The 14845-nt window shown below is 61.1% G+C and carries 10 protein-coding genes; 5 read left to right on the forward strand and 5 right to left on the reverse strand.

Annotated features, from left to right (window positions below; genetic code table 11):
• The first annotated feature begins 272 nt into the window (after window positions 1-272).
• A complete protein-coding gene (locus GWE18_RS05545; protein ID WP_275184799.1) occupies window positions 273-1013 on the forward strand; it encodes a metallophosphoesterase family protein in 741 nt (246 codons plus the stop codon).
• 64 nt (window positions 1014-1077) lie between these two features.
• On the opposite strand, the gene GWE18_RS05550 is transcribed toward GWE18_RS05545, so the two are convergent.
• Window positions 1078-1467: a DNA-directed RNA polymerase subunit N gene (locus GWE18_RS05550; RefSeq protein ID WP_275184801.1), complete on the reverse strand. Its 390-nt coding sequence runs from the start codon at window positions 1465-1467 to the stop codon at window positions 1078-1080.
• A gap of 164 nt (window positions 1468-1631) precedes the next feature.
• Complete coding sequence (gene rpe, locus GWE18_RS05555) at window positions 1632-2333, reverse strand: ribulose-phosphate 3-epimerase (protein WP_275184802.1); 702 nt, start codon at window positions 2331-2333, stop codon at window positions 1632-1634.
• A 568-nt stretch (window positions 2334-2901) separates the two neighbouring features.
• Here rpe and GWE18_RS05560 point away from each other — a divergent pair.
• From GWE18_RS05560 to GWE18_RS05575, 4 genes are all read left to right on the forward strand, one after another.
• Window positions 2902-3441: a hypothetical protein gene (locus GWE18_RS05560; protein ID WP_275184803.1), complete on the forward strand. Its 540-nt coding sequence runs from the start codon at window positions 2902-2904 to the stop codon at window positions 3439-3441.
• Window positions 3442-3551: 110 nt separating this feature from the next.
• Entirely contained in the window at window positions 3552-4454 is a 903-nt protein-coding gene (locus GWE18_RS05565; protein ID WP_275184804.1) for a hypothetical protein, read from the forward strand.
• A gap of 255 nt (window positions 4455-4709) precedes the next feature.
• Window positions 4710-8042 carry an adenylate/guanylate cyclase domain-containing protein gene (locus GWE18_RS05570; protein ID WP_275184805.1) on the forward strand — a complete coding sequence of 1111 codons (3333 nt, stop codon included), beginning with the start codon at window positions 4710-4712 and terminating at the stop codon, window positions 8040-8042.
• A 277-nt stretch (window positions 8043-8319) separates the two neighbouring features.
• On the forward strand, window positions 8320-9069 hold the full coding sequence (locus GWE18_RS05575; RefSeq protein ID WP_275184806.1) for an EF-hand domain-containing protein: 750 nt from the start codon (window positions 8320-8322) through the stop codon (window positions 9067-9069).
• A 159-nt stretch (window positions 9070-9228) separates the two neighbouring features.
• Here the strand turns inward: GWE18_RS05575 and GWE18_RS05580 are convergent, their stop codons facing one another.
• The 3 genes from GWE18_RS05580 to GWE18_RS05590 all read right to left on the reverse strand — a co-directional run bounded on the left by GWE18_RS05580 (window position 9229) and on the right by GWE18_RS05590 (window position 14839).
• Complete coding sequence (locus tag GWE18_RS05580; RefSeq protein ID WP_275184807.1) at window positions 9229-10224, reverse strand: P1 family peptidase; 996 nt, start codon at window positions 10222-10224, stop codon at window positions 9229-9231.
• A 69-nt stretch (window positions 10225-10293) separates the two neighbouring features.
• Window positions 10294-13074 carry a PAS domain S-box protein gene (locus GWE18_RS05585; protein ID WP_275184808.1) on the reverse strand — a complete coding sequence of 927 codons (2781 nt, stop codon included), beginning with the start codon at window positions 13072-13074 and terminating at the stop codon, window positions 10294-10296.
• A 271-nt stretch (window positions 13075-13345) separates the two neighbouring features.
• Window positions 13346-14839: an HWE histidine kinase domain-containing protein gene (locus tag GWE18_RS05590; RefSeq protein WP_342804231.1), complete on the reverse strand. Its 1494-nt coding sequence runs from the start codon at window positions 14837-14839 to the stop codon at window positions 13346-13348.
• Window positions 14840-14845 lie beyond the last annotated feature (6 nt).

Genomic DNA, 14845 nt, shown 5'->3' on the forward strand with positions numbered 1-14845 from the left:
ACGCGACGATGTCCTCTCTCGGGGATAAGGCAGACGCCAGTTTAACAAGTCCCAAGGTCCGCTACTAAGCTGAGAAATGATGTCTGGATAGCCCGCCCTCAGCACAGGATAGCGAGGGGCTCGTATCGGATTATCGCCCCACCGGCTAGATCCGATCAGCATGACGGCCTGCAGGCGCATCGGGCCCGATTGCACGTCACAAGCGGCCTGTTGTTTGATATCCATCAACGCAAGCGCAGGCACGGGCGCGATGATGGATCGGGAGGTGAGGCGTGCGGCTGGCCATTTTTGCCGATATCCATGCCAACCAGCAGGCGTTCAGTGCCTGCCTCGATGTCGCGCGCGCCCGCGGCGCGGAACGGATTGTCTGTCTCGGCGATGTCGTCGGCTACGGTGCCGATCCGGAATGGGCGGTCGATACGGTGATGGGCCTGGTCGATGACGGCGCCGTCGCCGTGATCGGCAACCACGATCAGGCGATAAGCACCCCGTCGGAGACCATGAATGCCGAGGCCCAGGCCGCGATCGAGTGGACCCGTGGCCGGCTCAGCGCGCCGCAACGGCGCTTTTTGGCGGAGCTGCCGCTGACACAGCGGGAAGATGATCGCCTCTATGTGCATTCCGAAGCATCGCACCCGGCGCGATGGCACTATGTGCGCGATACGCCGGACGCCGCGCGCAGCATCGAGGCGACCGACGCGCATGTCACCTTCTGCGGACACATCCACCGGCCGGCACTCTATTCGATGTCATCGGCGGCGAAGATGACGAGCTTCGTTCTGACAACAGATGTGCCGGTGCAATTGCTCGGCGGCCGGCGCTGGCTCGCCGTTCTCGGCTCGGTCGGGCAGCCGCGGGACGGCGACCCGGCGGCTGCATTTGCGATGCTCGATACGTCATCGCGCGAAATCACCTATTGCCGCGTGCCGTATGACGTCGAAGCGGCTGCCGACCGCATCCGCGCCAACGGGCTGCCGCACTGGCTGGCCGATCGCCTGCTGATCGGGAGATGACGGCGGTGCCGCGAGTTGCCGGCCGTGGCGCCGGCCGATAGCGCGTGACAGGTGGCGGGTTCGTTCAGTCGAGGGTCTGGACGGGCGGCAGCGCTGTTTTGGCGGAACGCGGCGGGTTCGGCACGGGATAGCTGGTGACGCGGGCACTGCGTTCGCTCGGGCCGGCCGAATTTGCTGCGGGGGCGGGGCTTACAGCTTCCGCCCTGGCGCCCCGTACGCTGTCCCGCGACGCCTGCCTGCGGTGCCGCGACGAGCGCGAGCCCTCCAGTCCCCACGACCGCGATATCGAGGGGCCAGCCGTATAGCCGACGAAAGCGCCGGCGACGGCCCCGATCGGCCCCAATACGACGGCACCGGCCACGGCGCCGAGTGCAGCGTCACCGGCGCGCTGCGCGAGCGCGGCAGAGGGCGCAAGTAGCAGGAGCAATGCGGCGGTGATGAAGGCCTTGATCATATTTTCGTCCCATCCGTGGAAGGCGGGATGCTGATCTGCCTTTATGGCGAGATGCGTGAAGTTTTGTGGCCGGAGTTTGGACTTTCAGGTTCCATGGCCTGCTGCACGCTCGGTGTGGCTTTCTTACCCGCTGTTTCGACGACGCGCGCGTTTCCAGATCCGCGTCAGATCGCTTCGCCGCGCGCCAGCGCCGCCGCGTTGCGGATCGCGGAAATGTTGGCCTTGTAGGCTTCCATCGTGCCGCCCTTGAACACTGCCGAGCCCGCGACCAGCGCATTCGCGCCGGCGGCGGCGAGCTGTCCGGCAACGTCGGGCGCGACGCCGCCGTCGACCTCGATGTCGATCGGACGTCCCGCGGCCATCGCCCTGACATCGCTGACTTTGCCGAGCGCGGACTTGATGAAGGCCTGGCCGCCGAAGCCGGGATTGACCGACATGACAAGCACGAGATCGATCAGGTCGATGACATATTCGATCGCGCTCACCGGCGTGCCCGGGTTGAGCGAGACGCCGGCCTTCTTGCCGAGCGCGCGGATCGCCTGCAGCGAGCGATGCAAATGCGGGCCGGCCTCGGCATGGACGGTGATGTGATCGCAGCCGGCTTTGGCGAACGCCTCGAGATAAGCGTCGCAGGGCGAGATCATCAGATGCGCGTCAAAGATCTTCTTGGTGTGCGGGCGCATCGCCTTGATGACGTCGGGGCCGTAGGAAATGTTGGGCACGAAATGTCCGTCCATCACGTCAAGATGGATCCAGTCGGCGCCGGCCGCGTCCACGGCGCGAACTTCCTCGCCGAGCTTGGCGAAATCCGCCGCCAGGATCGACGGCGCGATGACCAGGGGACGCGACGCAAATTGCTGGGACATGTGCGCTTTCCCAAATCTCTTCGAGGGGCGAAACGGCCCCGCGTAACATGCGGCAGGGCCGGGGGCAATGCTCGCAATCGCTCGGCTACGGAGGCGTTTCTCGTCTGAACAGCAGTCGACTGTCAAGATTGCCACGACACACCGTTCAATCGGGCTGCGATACGCAAAACCGTCGCGTGCGAGAAGCGACATTCGATGAAGGTTGGGACGACAAACAACGATAAATATCTGCAATCGCAGACGGGCAATCGGCGTTTCCGTCCGCAGACCGTGCGCAAGGCAATCGACATAAATCTACTCAGCAAGGTTCGCATCCAACTATTAGGGGAGGGCAAAGTACGAATCCGCCGGCGAAATTATCACGCGTGATGAGAAGCTGTGGCCGGCTGCGGGGCGGGTCGAAGCTTCATGCCGTTTGCAAGAAGCGGCAAGGGCGTACCGGCGCCAGCCGGCCTGTGGGGTCTATTTGGGCAGTGTTGCAGCAGCTTGTCAGGACGAAATCTTACAACTAAAATACGAGGTTGCGGCGGTAAGACACCGAACTGATTTCAGCAGGGAGGGATTGATCATGGCCTCGCACACCAAGTCGCAACCGAATTCCGGCTTCAATCGGCGTTTGTTCCTTGCAGGAGCCGCCGGCGGCGCAATGCTTCCGGTAGCAGCAGCGCACGCAGTAGGGTCAAAGAAAAAGCAAAAACGCGGTATTTATGCGGACGAAGCAGGCAAGGCGAAAGAAGACTTAGAAGATAAGGTGGCTGATTTCTCGTACCAAAATGATGTCCTCGCACAATGGATCGTCGATATATGGACAGGTCCCGCCGCCAATCCCCTGATCACGCCTAGTACAGGGTCCATATCCCTGTTGCAGTACCGAAACCGCTCGACTGCGGCAAAAGCAGATCTCGCGGCTCGGGGCATCTATTTGGAGAAACCCATCGTAATCACGGAAGACGAGTACGATGCAGGTTTCAGTTTGGAAGACGCAGGCCTAGACGCAACTATCGGGGTCGTCTTTGTGCTGCCGAGACCCACACGTCCGACTCTTGCTGGGCATCCTCTGCTCGAGACGGCCAAGATGCTGATGGCCATCACGCCGAACGGAATCTAGTGGTATTGCAATCCGTCTCGGATGCAGCAGGGTGTCTCTAGCTGGACGCGAGTTTTGGTCGCATCCAGCGAGAAACGACACGGGCGTTCACTCGGAAGTGGAGGTTTCCAATGGCACGGCTGGTCACGGAGTGGGTCAACGTCACGGGCGATATTTCGATCATCGCTCGCGAGTCGGGAGAGGTTTGGTTTCATGCCCCGGGAGGCACGGAAGAAAACGTAGATCCCTTTGCGACACCGATGACAAGTGTGGGCTCGGCGGGCAGCACGGTCGGGCTGCTCGACGGAGCGATAAATCTCGGATTTGCCGGAATCGAAAAGCGCCTCGCGCGCCCTGACCCGACGCTCGTCGGCTATATCGTAGCCTTGGTGGGCGCCTATCACACGTCTGTCGACACGCCTCGAAATCTCCGGCGCGCCGCCGGGCGCTTCAACGAGCTGGGGAGGCCCGAGGTCGCAGCCTACTTGGAAGAGCGTGCGCGCGAGGAGACCGGTCACGACCGGCTCGCGCTCAAGGATCTGCGTGCGCTGGGTGTGCCCGGCGAGCGACTCGTCGCCAACTTCATCCCAGAGGGCATCAAGCCGCTCTGCAAGCGCTTCGATGATCTTTGCGTCGAGGACTATCCTATCGGCTGCATCGGCTATTCGTACTGCCTGGAGCGCATTGCCGCGCTCAAGCAGAAGGCCGACGTCGAGAAGGTGCAGGCGATGTGTCCGGACGGTGTCGATGCGACCCGCTTCCTCAGAAGTCACAGCTCCCTCGGAAGCGAGGCCAGCCACGTCGAAGAAACGATCAAGTTCGTCGCCTCGCTTCCTGCAGATGACCGCATCAAGGTCGTTCGGGAGACATACCAATCGGCATTGATCCTGGCGGAGGGATATAATCACGAACTCCTCAAATCCGATGCGGAGATGCTCGAGGAGATTGAACAGGCGCTCGGAGAGGCGCTCCCGCACCGTCTCAGTTCACGTCCATTGCACGAGGAAGAGCGCGGGGCTCGGCCCGCGGCATGAGCGGAATTTCGCGATAGTTATCGCAGTTTGGCATAGCGTGAGACACGAGAAACAAGGCGCCGGTTCAGGGCGCGCGTCTTCATACGCGGTTGCGATTTTCAAACAACGATACCCGCGCGACTCCGCGATTCGCCTATCGTGATATCGGCAGACAAAACAACGCTCGTGTGTTATCGTCTACTGGAGAACGTGCTCTGATCGAAAGCAACAAAGGTAACCACATAGTGGTCTCAAGCCCGACTCGGGGCCTCTGCAATGGCGAAGTCGACCACCGAGTTAGCCGAGTGGCTGGCTAGACATGGTCTAGGTCAGTACGCCCAAGCTTTTGAAGAAAACAATATCGAATACTCCCTCCTTCCCGAATTGACGGAAAATGATCTCAAAAACCTAGGAGTTTCCTCTTTAGGTCACCGCAAGAAGCTGCTCAAGGCCATTGAAGCATTGACGGTAGTGCGCCAGCCCGCCGGCACTGTGCAACATCGCGAAGCTGAATTCCGTCAGATCACAGTGCTGTTCAGCGACCTAGTGGGATCTACGCAGCTTTCGGAAGAGTTAGACTCCGAGGATCTGCAAAAACTCATTGACGCTTATCGGAGGGAGTGCAGCACGGCAATCAAGCGCTATGGAGGCGAGGTCGCCCGCTATTTCGGCGATGGCGCGATGGCATTTTTCGGTTGGCCCTATGCACACGAGGACGACGCCGCTCGTGCTATTCATGCCGCCCTGGAGATTGTCTCCGGAGTTCCGAAGATTTCAGGGCCTGCAACCCTGACTTGTCGAGTGGGTGTTTCCTCGGGCCCGGTTGTTGTCGGTGAAATTGGAGACAGTGGCACGTGGTCGATGGACGCGGTGGGCGAGACGCCGAATATTGCCGCGCGTCTACAGGCCCTTGCCGCTGGCAACACGGTAATCATCTCGGAATCGACGAGGCGTCTTGTGTCGTCAGCTTTTGATTTCCAGGACCTCGGCCTTCAGAAGCTCAAAGGTGTAACTGAACCCCTCCATATCTACCGTGTGATCTCGGCAAAAAGTACAGCTAGCCGTTTCGAGGCTGCGCATGCGGGCTCGCTTACTCCGCTCATTGGACGCTCAAGCGAACTAAGCTTGCTGCTCGATAGGTGGCAGAAAGCGAAAGAGGGTGACGGCCAGGTCGTATTCCTTTCGGGTATTCCCGGAGTGGGAAAATCAAGGCTCCTCCACGAATTGAAATTGCATATTCAGCAGGAACCACGCGTCTGGCTACACCATCAGGGCTCGCCTTATCATAGTCAGAGCGCGTTCGTTCCGGTGATCGAGCAGATCGAACAAGCGGCCCAAATAACAGCTCGTGAAGCCGACGCAGACAAGCTTGCCAAGCTCAAGGCTTACCTTCCGCGCCCAACAGATAGTTCCAAAGAGGCGGTCCTGCTGATTGCCAAACTGTTATCCATCCCCTTGGAAAATCACCTCGAATTTTCTGACCTTACGCCACAACAAATAAAGAACAGAACGATAAGCACGCTCGTCGACATGCTCTTGGCGTTTTCTGTCCAACGCCCCACGGTCTGCATCTTCGAGGATGCGCACTGGCTAGATCCATCCACGCTTGAGCTGCTTGAGCTGATTATCAGCCGGATTCACCACGCCCGGGTGCTGCTTATTGTGTCGTGCCGGCCTGAGTTCCGCCCAACGTGGATCACTCATGCGAACGCCACCGTACATTCGCTCACTCGATTGTCACACGCCGAAGTGAGGGCGATGATCCGAGATCTCTTGAGGGGCGAGAGCATGCCCCAACCACTGCTTGACCAGATTATCGAAAAGGCCGATGGCGTCCCGCTCTTCATCGAGGAATTGACAAACAGTATGCTGGGCGCGCCTTTGCGGACTCGAGGCACCTTTGAGCGCGCAGCGCGACCAGAAACGCTCAGGGTTCCGGACACGCTGAGTGACGCATTTATGGAGCGGCTTGATCGTGTCGCGCCGAGTCGCAGACTTGCACAGATAGCGGCCGTGATTGGACGCGAGTTCTCCTATGATCTCTTGTCGGCAGCATCGCAAGTTGACGAAGACGATATGCTGTCGGCCCTCTCGCTGCTCGAACAGGCTGACATCATCTATCGAGTCGACATTTCGCCTTTCGTCCGGTTTGCTTTCAAGCATGTGTTGTTGCGTGATGCAATTTACGACTCTTTGCTTAGAGGTAAGAGGCAGCAGATCCATGCACACATCGCGGCAATCTTAAAGCGTGATTTCCCGGAGCTCGCCGAAAATCAACCCGAAGTTCTGGCCTATCACTATCAAGAAGCAGGCAACCACCAACTGGCCATTCGTTCCTGGTTTGAGTCTGGGCAACGCGCGCTCGCGCATTCCGCCAACGTTGAAGCGATTGCTAATTTTCGAAAGGCTCTTCAGCTCCTGAGCGCTTTGCCCGAAACGCCCGAGCGGACCAGACATGAAGTCGAGCTTCAACTGGCATTGGGAATACCGCTTATCGCTGTTCAAGGGTATGCCTCCGCGGAAACCTGCGAAGCGTTTTCTCGGGCGCGTGCTCTATGCCTGCAACTTGGCAACATCCCCGAATATTTCCAAGCCCTGTATGGGATGTGTATGCATTCCTGGATGTGCGCACGGCATGATGAAGCGCTTCCTATGGCCGAAGAGTTTCTGTCGCGGTCGCAAGCGTTGTCTGATCCCGTGCTGCTGATGGTGGCTCACAGAGTGATGGGCAGCACGCTATTGACTATCGGAGACTTCCAGTCGTCAGCGAATCATTTCGAGGAGACAATCAAGCTTTCACGTGGAAAAGGAAAACAGCCGCTCTCCGGCCTTTACATGGTGGAGCCTCAAGTAGCTTCACTGCTGCTCCTGTCTTGGGACTTATGGTTCCTGGGCCATCCCGATCAAGCGCTTTTGCGTGTTTCGGAAGCGCTCGCATTGGCACGAGATCTTGGTCACCCTTACACGCTAGCGTTTGCTCATTACATGACTTCCGTTGTGCACCTCCTGCGCGGGGATCCCGCTAGCGCCTTTGAAAGCGCCGAAAAGAGCTTCGAAATGTCGCAAGAACAGCGGTTTTCGTTGTACGTGATCTTGTCGAGAATATCGCGAGGCCGGGCAATCGGTGAACTGGGCCGACTTGGAGAGGCCCGGGCCGAAATGGCACTGGGTATCGACGAAGCGCGGCGCAACGGCCTCGGCTTCATGCTTCAAATGATGGATAGCTGGCTGGCGGACATGCACGCAAGGGCTGGCGAAAATGACCGTGCGCTATCCATTGTCGATGGGGTCTTGGCCAATATTGGTGACGTGACAGGCAGATCGTGGGAAGCGGAATTGCATCGGCAAAGAGCGCAAATTCTTTTGGTACTCAACCCCTCGAAGGTAAGCGAAGCCGAGTCCCATCTTAAGAAGTCTATTGAAGTAGCGCGCGGTCAAAGTGCTAGGTCCCTGGAATTGCGTGCCGCCATCAGCCTTGCAGAACTCTGGTGGACGCAAGGAAGGTCTGGTGAGGCGCGCGCGTTGCTAGAACCGATCTGTCGCTCGTTTGACGAAGGGGCCGAAACGGCTGACCTCAAGCGGGCGCGCGCCGCCATCCTGCACGGATAACCGCTTGACGCTGGCCTAGGTGGTTTGCCTACCCACCCCCAGCGAACCAACAAGGTTCGCCGCATTTCTCCACGAGAATATCTGGTTTCCCAGTTCGAGCCGCCACCAGGCAGCAAGGCAAAATCTGCCGCGGCGGGCATCTATTGCCGTGCTGAGCGGACCGGAAGCGATGCAGGAAAGCCCGGTTTTATTGGGTTTTTCATCATGGCACGGCGCTTGCTGAGGAGCATGCACGAGCTATCAGCCGCGACCGGCGCGGCGTTGTTGGAGTTTTGCCATGTTCCTTGCTTTGGGCGCCGCGTCGTCGGCGATCGATGCCCTCAAGGCGCTGACGTCGTCGAAGTCCTCGTCCGCGCAATCCACCGGCCTCAGCCAGGACGCCAAGAGCCCGTTCGATCTCATGTCCTCGGGTTCGTCGGCTTCGGTCGGCTCGGGCTCGGGTTTCGGCAGCGGCGGTTCGCAGATATCGCCGCAGACCATGAGTGCGCTGCTTGATGCACAGAGCCAGTCCAGCTTGAATGTATCGTCGCTGTCGATGCGCTCAAATTCGCTGAAGGAATGGTTCGCCAAGGTCGACAGCGACGGTGATGGCAAGATCAGCAAATCGGAGTTCGAGGCGCTCGGCGCCGACGCCAACAAGACCGCCCAAGCCGGCAATGCCTTCGGCAAGCTCGATACGGATGGCGACGGTTCGATCAGCCTCAAGGAACTGGCGTCGGCGTTGAAGGCCGGCAAGGGCCATCACCACGATCGTGATAAAGCCGCCGATGGCGACGGAGCAAGTTCCGATCCGTTCTCGCAGGCCCTGCAGGGTGCTTCCACTACATCCGTCACCAACAGCGACGGTTCGATAACGACATCGCTGACCTATGCGGACGGCTCGAAGGTAACGATGACATCGCCCGCGAGCGGAAGCTCGTCGAGATCAGCGACATCGTCCTACAATTTCATCGAGCAGATGATCCAGCGTCAGGCCCAGGCAATTTCATCAGGCACCACCACCGCATCGCTCTCGCTCAGCGCCTGACGGGATTAGCTGATCCCCTCATCCTGAGGAGCCCGCAGCGCGGGCGTCTCGAAGGATGTAGGCCAAAGACGGGGCCTCATGGTTCGCCCGGCGATGCGCAGCATCGTCCGGAGACGCGCTTAGCGCTCCTCACCATGAGGGGCTTGTGACGTAGTAATGCTAACCGAACCGGTTGCCCCACGCCGGGAGCGCACCTGGGAAGGGTAGCGCGGTCGCACTGTGAACGCCGCGCGCAATCGCGCGCGCGACCGTGTTGGCGGCGACCATGCCGAGTTCGGTGAGGCCGAACAGCGGATCGATCGGCTTCTTGCCGGTCGCGGCGGCAAACACCACGTCGCCATCCAGCGGCGCATGTACGGGGTAGATGGCGCGCGCCATGCCGGTGTGCGCGATCATCGCGAGCCGCTTGGCCTGCGCTTTCGTCAGCACCGCATCCGTGACGACGACCACCAGCGTGGTGTTCTCCGAAGGCGTGGCAGCCGAACCGCCCTTCAGCCGCGCCCGCAGCATGTCCGGTGTGAACGAAGGCGGCAGTCCGCGCCCGCCAAACTCGTTGCCGTTCTCGAACGGCGCCGCCCAGAACCACGGACCGTCGCCAACCGTCACGCTGCCGACCGCATTGACCACCGCGAGCGCGCCGACCGTGACGCCGCCTTCAGTCTGCGCCGAAGCGGAGCCAAGGCCACCCTTGAGATTGGCTGTTGTCGCGCCGAGGCCGGCGCCGACGCTGCCAAGCGCGAAATCGGCAGCAGCCGCATTCGCCGCGGCGTAGCCGAGATCGCGATAGGGCGGGAAGCGTCCCCAAGCCTTGTTGCCGCCGTTGAGCAGATCGAAGCAGATGGCGCCCGGAACGATTGGGATGACGGCTTCGCGCACCCGGAAGCCGCGACCTTGTTCGGCGAGCCAGGCCTGCACGCCGCCGGCGGCGTCCAGTCCGAACGCCGAGCCGCCGGAAAGCACGATGCCGTCGATCGCCTCGACCGTACTTTCGGGCTTGAGCAGGGCGTCCTCACGGGTGCCGGGGCCGCCGCCACGCACGTCGATCGAGGCGACGGCAGGAGAATCGAAAAGGATCGCGGTGACGCCGGAGGCAAGCGCCGCATCGTCGGCATGGCCGACGCTGACGCCGGATATATCGGTGAGGAGATTTCTCAAGGAGCCGATCCGTTTGGGCCGCAACTGGCCGAGCCGTCCTTAACCGGTATAGCAGCCGCGGAGGATGCTTCAACTGGCAAGCGCCAGGCGGATCATCCTTGCAAGCTCGGATTTGCGATAGGGCTTTGCCAGCAGCAGGACGCCGGAATCCAGCCGGCCGTGATGGACGATGGCGTTTTCGGTATAGCCCGAGGTGAACAGCGTCTTGAGGCCCGGCCGCCGCTTTAAGGCTTCGTCGACCAGTTGGCGGCCGTTCATGTTGCCGGGCATGATCACGTCGGTGAACAGCAGGTCGACGTTCGGGACATCGTCGATGATGCGCAAGGCATCGGAGGCGTTGGCCGCCTCGAGCGTGGCGTAGCCCAGGCTCTCGATCTGGGTCATCACATAGCGGCGCACCAGCGAATCGTCTTCGACGACGAGCACGATCTCATTGCCGCCCTCGACGTCAGCCGCGACCAGCGCTTCCGCGGCGGTCTGGTTCAATCCCGTTGCCCGCGGCAGGTAGATCTTGACCGAAGTGCCGTGGCCTTGCTCGCTGTAGATCTTGATGTGTCCGCCCGACTGCTTGACGAAGCCGAACACCATGCTGAGGCCTAGGCCGGTGCCCTTGCCGACTTCCTTGGTCGTGAAAAAGGGTTCGAACACCCGTTCGAGCAGTGCGGGCGGAATTCCGGAGCCGGTGTCGCTAACCGCGATCATCACATAATTGCCGGGTGCGACCTCGCTGTGCATGCCGGCGTAGTTTTCGTCGAGATAGACATTGCCGGTCTCGAACGCGAGCTTGCCGCCATTGGGCATCGCGTCGCGCGCGTTCAATGCCAGATTGAGCACGGCGGTAGTGAGCTGGCTCGGGTCGACCAGCGCGGTCCATGCATCCTCGGCCAATAGCGGCGTGATTTCGATGTGTTCGCCGAGCGTCGGGTGCAGCAGCTTGGCGGCCTCGAGCACCAGCGCATTGACGTCGACCTCGAGCGGCTGCAGCGGCTGCTTGCGCGCGAAGGCGAGCAGATGCCTGGTCAAGTTGGCGCCGCGTTCGGCGGCTTCGTCGATCAGCTTGGCGATGGCCGCGAGCTGGGGCTCGCCGGCGACGGCTTCTTCCAAGATACCTATGGTGCCGGTGATCACGGTCAGGATGTTGTTGAAATCGTGCGCCACTCCGCCGGTCAGTTGGCCGACCGCGTCCATCTTCTGGACGTGCCGTAACTGGGCTTCCGCGGCCTGCTTTTCGGTCAGGTCCCGGCCGATGAAGAAGTGGCGGCGGACCGGCTCCGACCACGTCCCGGTCCAGTTCAGCGTGACGGATTGGCCCTCCTTGTTGAAATAGCGCGTCTCGAAATTGCGCTTGCTTTGTCCGCGTCGCCCCGCCCGCATCTCCTTGCGGGTGTGTTCGAGATCGTCGGGGTGGATGAATTCAATCGCACTGCGTCCGACCATCTCGGAGGGCTCATAGCCGAGGATCGCGGTGACGCTCGGGCTGACCTGGATGAAATTCCCCACGCTGTCGGTGACGAATATGAGGTCGTTCGAGGAATCGAATATGCGCCGCCGCTCTTCGATTTCCTGGCTGAGCGCTTGCTGCGTCCGCTTGCTTTCGGTGATGTCGCGCGCGGCTTTGGAGATGCCGACGATCTCGCCCGAGACCGTGCGGATCGGGGAGATGCTCAGCGAAACATCGACGGCGCCGCCATCCTTGCGCATGCGTGAAGTCTCGTAGTGTGCAATCAGCTCGCCCCGGCTGATCCGCTCGATGATATTGCGTACCTCTTCGTGCCGGTCCGGCGGGACGATGATGCCGATGTGCCTGCCGATCGCTTCCGCTGCCATAAAGCCGAACAGGCGCTCTGCGGCTCCGTTCCAGCCGGTGATGGTGCCGTCAAGCAATATGGTGATGATGGCATCGCTGGACGATTCCACGACGGCGCTGAAAAGGCTGTCGCGTTCAGTGCGAAGGTCTCTTTCGGAGGCCGCTTGCAGACGCAACGATCCGAGCAGGCGGGCCAGCTTGGCCTGCAGGCCCATATTATCGAGCAGAAGCGCCGCCAGCACGAAACTGGCAGCACATAGCCCGTACAATCGACCGGCGTAGAAGCCGAGATCGAACCTGGCCGCGTTGACGACTCCCGACAGCGCGATGTCGAACAGCCAGGCGCACATCACGACCATGAGCCAGATGTCGAGCACCGAGTGCGGCCGCCGGAGCCACAGGATCAGCAGCGCGGCGAAGCTGAGCCATAGCTCGGTCGACAGGATGCCGATCAGGGTGGGCGTGAAGCGCCCTTCCGAGCCGCTCAGCAGCATCGGCAGAATGTCGTGCCTGACGGTCACGATCCAGGTTGCGACCGACAGCGTAACGCCGACGGCGACGATGCTTCCAAACAGCGCCCGGCTGACCGATCCCCCGATTTTGGGGCCGCCATCCTTGTCCTTGAGCACGGCGTAGCCGATCGCGAGAAGCGGAAATCCGGTATGCCAGATCTGGTAGAGCCATGCCGTCGTTTGCGGCCCGGAATTGAAGAACCCGGCCGGAGCAAACAGGCCCGGAAAGGTCAGGGCATGGATGATCGCCGCGGCCGCAGTGAACAAGTAACCGCTTGCGAGCAACAACAAGGCCCGCGACCGCAACAACGCAAATTGCGAAAACAGCAGGATGGCCGTGATCAGGTCGTTGATGGCGAGCGCGGATTGATAGCTCGCAATGAACGCCGGAATCGCAGGAAGCGGCATCGTGGCAAACGGGAGGGCGCATGCAAACAGCACCGCCGAGACGGCGACCACAACCAGCGCTGCCACGCGATCGCCGCGGGTCGCCGGCACGGTCGAAAGAAAGACGTTGCGCTCGTCACCCATTGTCGTCTCCGGCAAACTGGCAGCGAACGCGCCATGGCAGAAGCTTCAAACGCGCGAAAACAACGCATCCGACGCGGCCGGACATCCGGCCGATACCAGGGGGCCGCTGGAATCGCGCCCCCAAGGCTACGCTAGCGGCGCCTCGGAAGGAATCAACCCAACGTTACATGTTACCGGACGATGCCTGATAGAAACTCGACAGGCAGCGGCACGACAGGTCCTCCGGGATCCTGCAACGGCCTTCATCGCTGCCGACCCATCGAGCGCCAAGTTACAACTCGGCGCGTAGCAGGCCATTGCCCTCGACGACAACATCGCGGAGCGCAACCGGATCGGCGGTAAACTGCCGTCGCGACAAGGGGACCGACAGACGGCAAACCAGGCCTTCCGGGCGCCAATCGAATTCCGCGTGGCCCCCGAGCTGCGACTCGATGCTGGCAATCACGCTTCTGGTACCGAATCCTCGCGATACCGGCTTCTCGACCGGTGGGCCGCCGGTCTCCACCCAGATGATCTTGAGAACGCCCGCCGGGTTTTCCCAACTCACCGACAGCCGGCCCGACAGCGCCGACAGGGCGCCGTACTTCGCCGAATTGGTGACGAGTTCGTGCAGCGCCAGTGCAACGGTCTGAGCCGTCGCCGGTTCGAGTTGGACCTCCGGACCGGCGAGGTCGATCTGGTCGCCGGTGGAATAGGGCGCCAGCTCCTCTTCAATCAATTTCCTTATTTCGGCGCCTTGCCAGCTCGACAGCGAAAGCACGGTGTGCACGCGCGCCAGCGCATTGATCCGTCCTTCAACCGAACGGATGTAGGTCTTCACGTTCTCGCCGCGCGTCAGCCGGACGATGGATTGCGCGAGGGCCAGGGCGTTCTTGGCGCGGTGATCGACTTCCCGCGCCAGCAGGGTTTGACGCTCTTCGGCCTGCTTGCGCTCGGTGATGTCAACGGTGACGCCGCTGACGCGAATGACCCGGCCGCCCTTGTCGAGGGTGGCGGCCGCCGTGCCGACGCACCAGCGCACCTCGCCGTCGGGACGGATGATCCGGAACTCCGCCTCGTACGATTTGGCGCCCTTTGTGAACTGGGCGACCGCCTTGCGCAGTTCTTCGGTATCATCAGGATGCAGGAACATCTGGACGTTCGACGGGTTCACCACGAAAGTCTTTGGGTCGAGCCCGAAAATCTGGAACTGACCTTCGTCCCACATCCAGTCGCCATTGATCCAGTCCCAATCCCACGATCCCATCTTGCCCGCGGCGATCGCAAGGCTGCGGCGCTGCTCGCTCTCCAGCAGTCGCGCATGCGATTCCTCAAGCTCCGCGGTGCGGGCGCGCACGCGGTCTTCGAGTTCGGCATTGAGCCGTTCGAGTTGGCGGGTCTTGCGATAGAGCTCGGCGAATACCTTGATCTTGGCGCGCAACACCTCCGGCACGACGGGCACCGGGACGTAGTCGACCGCGCCCATTTCGTAGCCGCGCAGCCGGTCGATGTCGCTGACCTGTATCGCGGAGATGAATATCATCGCCGTCTTCTGAAAGCGGGGATGTTCGCGGATCATGGCGGCGAGTTCGAACCCGTCCAGCTCGGGCATGCAGACGTCGACCAGAATGATGGCGACATCGTTCTTGAGCAGGAACTCGAGCGCTTCGCGTCCGGACGTAGCCTTGACCAGGTTCTCGCCGAGTTCTTTCAGTATGACTTCGTAGGCGAGCAGCTTCGCCGGCTGATCGTCCACCAGAAGAATGTTTACCTTGTCCTGATCCATCATCTG

The organism is Bradyrhizobium sp. CSA112 (genome assembly GCF_029051645.1).
Lineage (GTDB): Bacteria > Pseudomonadota > Alphaproteobacteria > Rhizobiales > Xanthobacteraceae > Bradyrhizobium.

Excerpts from the sequence above, each read along its gene's own strand:
- GWE18_RS05560 (WP_275184803.1), top strand. The coding sequence starts at position 2,902 with ATGGCCTCGCACACCAAGTCGCAACCGAATTCCGGCTTCAATCGGCGT.
- GWE18_RS05550 (WP_275184801.1), bottom strand. The coding sequence starts at position 1,467 with ATGATCAAGGCCTTCATCACCGCCGCATTGCTCCTGCTACTTGCGCCC.
- GWE18_RS05575 (WP_275184806.1), top strand. The coding sequence starts at position 8,320 with ATGTTCCTTGCTTTGGGCGCCGCGTCGTCGGCGATCGATGCCCTCAAG.
- GWE18_RS05590 (WP_342804231.1), bottom strand. The coding sequence starts at position 14,839 with ATGGATCAGGACAAGGTAAACATTCTTCTGGTGGACGATCAGCCGGCG.
- GWE18_RS05565 (WP_275184804.1), top strand. The coding sequence starts at position 3,552 with ATGGCACGGCTGGTCACGGAGTGGGTCAACGTCACGGGCGATATTTCG.
- GWE18_RS05570 (WP_275184805.1), top strand. The coding sequence starts at position 4,710 with ATGGCGAAGTCGACCACCGAGTTAGCCGAGTGGCTGGCTAGACATGGT.
- rpe (WP_275184802.1), bottom strand. The coding sequence starts at position 2,333 with ATGTCCCAGCAATTTGCGTCGCGTCCCCTGGTCATCGCGCCGTCGATC.
- GWE18_RS05585 (WP_275184808.1), bottom strand. The coding sequence starts at position 13,074 with ATGGGTGACGAGCGCAACGTCTTTCTTTCGACCGTGCCGGCGACCCGC.